This is a genomic window from Microcella alkalica, from assembly GCF_014595885.1.
GTDB classification, from domain to species: Bacteria; Actinomycetota; Actinomycetes; order Actinomycetales; family Microbacteriaceae; genus Microcella; species Microcella alkaliphila_B.
The window spans coordinates 1-4,394 of the sequence record NZ_JABUKC010000010.1 but is presented as its reverse complement, the minus strand read 5'-3'; the positions used below and the strand labels follow the sequence as shown (position 1 = coordinate 4,394).

Annotated in this window: 5 protein-coding genes; 3 read left to right on the top strand and 2 right to left on the bottom strand. The window is 68.7% G+C overall.

Annotated features, from left to right (window positions below; all coding sequences use genetic code 11):
- The 3 genes from ID804_RS12060 to ID804_RS12050 all read left to right on the top strand — a co-directional run.
- A partial coding sequence (locus ID804_RS12060; protein ID WP_223159177.1) for a MobC family plasmid mobilization relaxosome protein occupies positions 1–512 on the top strand: 512 nt, incomplete at its 5' end.
- The gene (locus tag ID804_RS12055; RefSeq protein WP_169080443.1) at positions 509–2,209 is read left to right on the top strand and encodes a relaxase/mobilization nuclease domain-containing protein; all 1,701 of its coding nucleotides are present in this window, start codon (positions 509–511) and stop codon (positions 2,207–2,209) included. The genes ID804_RS12060 and ID804_RS12055, both read left to right, overlap by 4 nt.
- A 15-nt stretch (positions 2,210–2,224) precedes the next feature.
- On the top strand, positions 2,225–3,073 hold the full coding sequence (locus ID804_RS12050; RefSeq protein WP_169080441.1) for a hypothetical protein: 849 nt from the start codon (positions 2,225–2,227) through the stop codon (positions 3,071–3,073).
- A gap of 120 nt (positions 3,074–3,193) precedes the next feature.
- Here the strand turns inward: ID804_RS12050 and ID804_RS12045 are convergent, their stop codons facing one another.
- Entirely contained in the window at positions 3,194–4,066 is an 873-nt protein-coding gene (locus ID804_RS12045) for an IclR family transcriptional regulator (RefSeq protein WP_169080439.1), read from the bottom strand.
- Positions 4,067–4,084: 18 nt separating this feature from the next.
- A partial coding sequence (locus ID804_RS12285; RefSeq protein ID WP_211161269.1) for a hypothetical protein occupies positions 4,085–4,394 on the bottom strand: 310 nt, incomplete at its 5' end.

The window sequence follows — 4,394 nt, the reverse complement described above, 5'->3', positions numbered from 1 at the left end:
GCGGTGTCGTCTTTCTGTGTGAGTTCTTGGTCGTTCTCACTGACCATCGCACGATGGCTCACCCCGTCGCGGTCACGACGCCGCGGGCCCGAAAGACCACCACCCCGCGGGACTCCAGGCAGGAGCCCCGCAGGCAGGCACGCCGTCGTCGCGTCGAGGGCGGCCGCCAGCACCGCCATGTTGTGCGCGTCACTCCCGAGGAGGAGGGACAGCTTCTTGCGCTGGCCTTGCAGTACAAGGTGAGCGTTCCCAAGCTGCTGGTGGACTCGGCTCTGGCCGGAGGGGCTGCGGCTGCCGCGTCCAATGCATCGGTTCGGCACGAGGTCATCGCGCAGATGTTCTCAACGCACCGACTGTTGGCGACGATCGCGAACAACGTGAACCAGATGGCGAAGGCGACCAACGCGACCGGTGACGTGCAGGCCGAGATGGTGGCGACGCTGCGCAAGGTGCGCGAGGTAGCCGATCGGATCGACTTATTTGTCGACGAGCTGAGCGGTGCATCGTCGTGATGCCGAACGTCGTCCGCGGCGATCGCATGTCGGGACTGATGACCTACCTCACCGGGCCGGGCCGGTCGAACGAGCACACCGATCCGCACCTGGTCGCGGGCGATCCGGCACTGATGGCGTGGCACGATGACGCGGAGCTTGGGCGGGATGCGGCACTGTCGATCGCGCGTCATCTCGACAAGCCGCGAACCGCGTTCGGCGTCGAGGTTCCCGGCGGTCACGTATGGCATTGCTCCCTGTCGCTGCGCGCCGAGGAAGGCATGCTCACGGATGAGGACTGGGGGAAGATCGCGAACGACTTCATCGCGGCGATGGAGTTCGACAGCAACGAGGACACGAAGGCGCCGTGCCGGTGGGTTGCGGTCCGTCACGGCGTCTCGTCGAACGGGAACGACCACATCCACATCGCCGTGAACCTCGTCCGGGAGGACGGCACCAAGGCGTCGATCCACAACGACTTTCACCGCGCCCAGGTCGCCACCCGGGCGCTGGAAGTCAAGTACGGATTGGAGCAGCTGGAATCGGTACGCGCTGAGCGCTCGACCCGCGGCTATGACCCGGCCGAGCGGGAGGCGCAGGCGCGGTCGCGGGCACGCGCGAAGTACGAGCGCACCCGGCCGCAGATGGGCGAGGACGCGCCCCGCTGGGAGCACCTGAACGGAGCAGACCGACAGGCGCGAATCACGGCCGAACTGCGCACCGATCAGCCGCGCTACCTCCTTGCGTTGAAGGTGCGAGGCTGCGCCACCGCGGCCAGCGACGAAGCCGAGTTCGTGCGCCGCATGCGCCGCGCCGGGTTGCTCGTTCGTCCCCGCTACGCGGACGGCCGAACGGACGTCATCACTGGCTACTCCGTGGCCGAGCGACCCACGGCCGGCGAGCGTCCGATTTGGTACGGCGGCGGGCATCTTGGCCGCGACCTGACGCTGCCGCGGCTGCGCGACGGGTGGCCGGACACCCCGACCGGAGCGACCGACGCGGCGGCCGAGTGGAACGCGGCGAAGCGCGGCCGCCGCGTGGTCGCGCCCGGCGCCGAGACGAAGGAACCGGACCCCGAGCTGTGGGGCCGGCGCAACGAGGAGTTGCGCGAGCTCGTCGATCGACTGCGGTCGGTCCCGGTCGATGATCGGGACACCTGGGCCACGGTGGCACGACAGACGGCAGGCGCATTCGCGGCCTGGTCGAACGCCACCGAGGAGACACCCGGCGACCTCGCCGCGGCGTCGGAGGCGCTGTCCCGATCGGCACAGACCTACACTCGCACTGTGCGCCCGCACCGGGCGGGGACGACCGCCATCTCCGGCGCGGCGATGCTGCTTGCCAGCGCCGCCCGTGGAGGCCAGGGAACAGTGGCGCAGGCCGCGATGATCCGGCAGCTCCTCCGGCTCACGCAGGCAGTCTACGAGGCCGCGCAGGCCGCCCAGCAGGAGCGGCAGGCTCGACTCCTGGCCGAGGACGTCCGGGCGCGCCTGACGCGCGTACGGGACGCAATGCCGGCGGTCACCGCGGCGTCGACGTCAACGGCCGCTCAGCCGGCTCCCGCGCTGGACGCCGAGACACAGGCGATGCTCGACCGGCTCCGCGCCGGGCAGGCACAGCCGGCCACCGCGGCGACGTCGCCGGTACCGAACAACATCGAGCCGACGAAGCCACGTCAGAGGACAGGACCGGGCGCAGAGCGCGGCCCGGAACGATAGGAAGGGGGGCCGATCATGGCCGAGGAAAGCGACGGGATCGCGGAGGCGTTCGAGGGCCAGCTCAGGGTCATGGTGACCGCTGCGGGTCAGGTGGGCGAACGCATCGCCCGCGCCCGGGAGGACGCGCTGCGGCGAGCACAGGCTGCGAGCGAACGCGAGGCGCGGGAGCTTCGGTCACGGTTCGAGGCCGAGCAGCGCGCGGCCCGCACCGAGTACGCGAACGTGTATCGCGGCGAGTGGTGGGAACAGTCCACGCCCGAACAGATCGGGCGCACCTACCAGACCGCGCGCGCATGGTCACAAGAGGACCCCGAGGCCGCGCGCGCCGAGGAGCGCATGCGGGACGAGCTGCGCACCCGTTACGGCGTCGACGCGACCGCGACGGGCGCCGATGCCGGCGCTGTGCGGGCGGCCGTCGAGCGTGCCGAGCAGGAGCGCGCGCAGGCCGACGTCGAGCGGGAGCGCTCCGCGGCCGAGAGCGTCGAGGCCCAGCAGCTCCTCACCCAGGCTGACCAGCAAGACCGGCTGGCAGAACAGGCCCGTGCTGCGGCCGAGTACGAGCCCGACCCGGAGGAGCGTACTCGAGCGCAGGCTGAGGCGGAGGACCGCACCGCGGCGGCCGACGCTGCCCGGGGCGATAGCGCGACCGCCTACGACAGCTCCGAGCGCCGCGCGTCCACCGCGGCGGACTTGGAGAGCAAAGGCATCGACCAGGAGGTCATCGCGACCAGGATGCGGGCCGACGTGAGCCAGGCAAAGCCGGCCACCGCCGCGGTGGCCGCGGGCGGCCCGACCAAGGCACCGAAGGCACGCAAGGCGCGCGGCCGTGGTGTCCAGGTGCAGCGCAACGAACAGAGCCGCTGAACGGGCGATCAGACAGGAAGAAGGGCCGCGCTCGGGGAGCGCGGCCCTTCTTGTGTCCCCGTCGCTGGGGGGTGCGACGTTGCCTCAATTATGGGACGACCTACCGACAGTCGACACCCCCTAATCCGTGTCGGTGTTCGCTTCCCGGACGTCGGGGAACAGCCCTTCCGGGGGCTGCTTGTAGGGCAGCGGATCGCCCTTGCCGCATTGGTTCTCTGGGGCCATCGCGTCGGCCGGCGCGAACGGGCCTTGCGGGTCCATCAGCTTCGTCTTCCGGGCCGGAAGGCGGTGCACCGGGGCGGAGGCGTTGATCGCGAGTCGCAGACCAGAGGAGACGGGCACGGCGACTGCCACGCTCGCGACTCCCTCCTCACTTTCTTGACGATTCACGGCATAACCGTCGAGGCGTGTCTTTGACAGTTGCTCGGTGAGCGCAGCGCGCGTGGTCAGTGAGTTTTCGGTGATGGCTTCGAGCTGTTCGTTCGGGTACAGACGAAGAAACTGTTCGTCGCTGAGTTCGGCAAGCAGAGCCTTGCCGGTCGATGTGCAGTGCGCCGGATACGACTTTCCGAGGCGCGAGGCGACGCGCACCGCGACGTCTGGTTCAGCAACAGCAAGGAATCGAATGCGATCGCCTTCGAGCGTGCCCAGGTGACAGGTCTCCCCGAGCGAGGTGCTGACGTCCTCCAGGATGGGCTGTGCCAGACGTGGGATGTCCATCCGACGGAGAACCGAGAAGGCGACGGTCGTCAACGCGGGGCCAGGTCCGTACATCTTGGTTGCGGGATTCTGCCGTACGAAACCACGCCAACTCAACATGGCGAGCAGTCGATGGGCTGTCGAACTGGCCACGCCGAGGTGAGTGCCTGCTTCAGTGAGCCGGAACTCCTGCTGCTCGCCGAGCAGCAGGATGAGTTTCAGCGCGTTATCTACTGACTCGATCGGATACTGGGGCGGGTCGCCCGGCGACGACCGAGGATTTCGTTTCGGCACAGCAGCGAGCCTAGCCGCTCATGAAACACGACCGATTGCTTCGCGTGTGCCGCCAATGGCTCGAGCAGCGTCCCGATCCCGCGGCGTCATGCGGCGATGCACGGATTGACGCGACATCCGCCCTTGTCCTATAAAGCAACCATCCGACAGAAAGCAATTCTGGAAAGCAGTGACGCTGAAAGGGGCGTGGGCGTGGACAATCAGCTCTTCCCTGTGCGTCAGGATGGGGTGAGACACCAGCACTGCTGACCTTCGCACTGCACGGGGCGAGAACGGACCAATACTGAGATGACGATGACGGTTGCTGACGTCGGCACCGATGATGGGG

Excerpts from the sequence above, each read along its gene's own strand:
- ID804_RS12050 (WP_169080441.1), top strand. The coding sequence starts at position 2,225 with ATGGCCGAGGAAAGCGACGGGATCGCGGAGGCGTTCGAGGGCCAGCTC.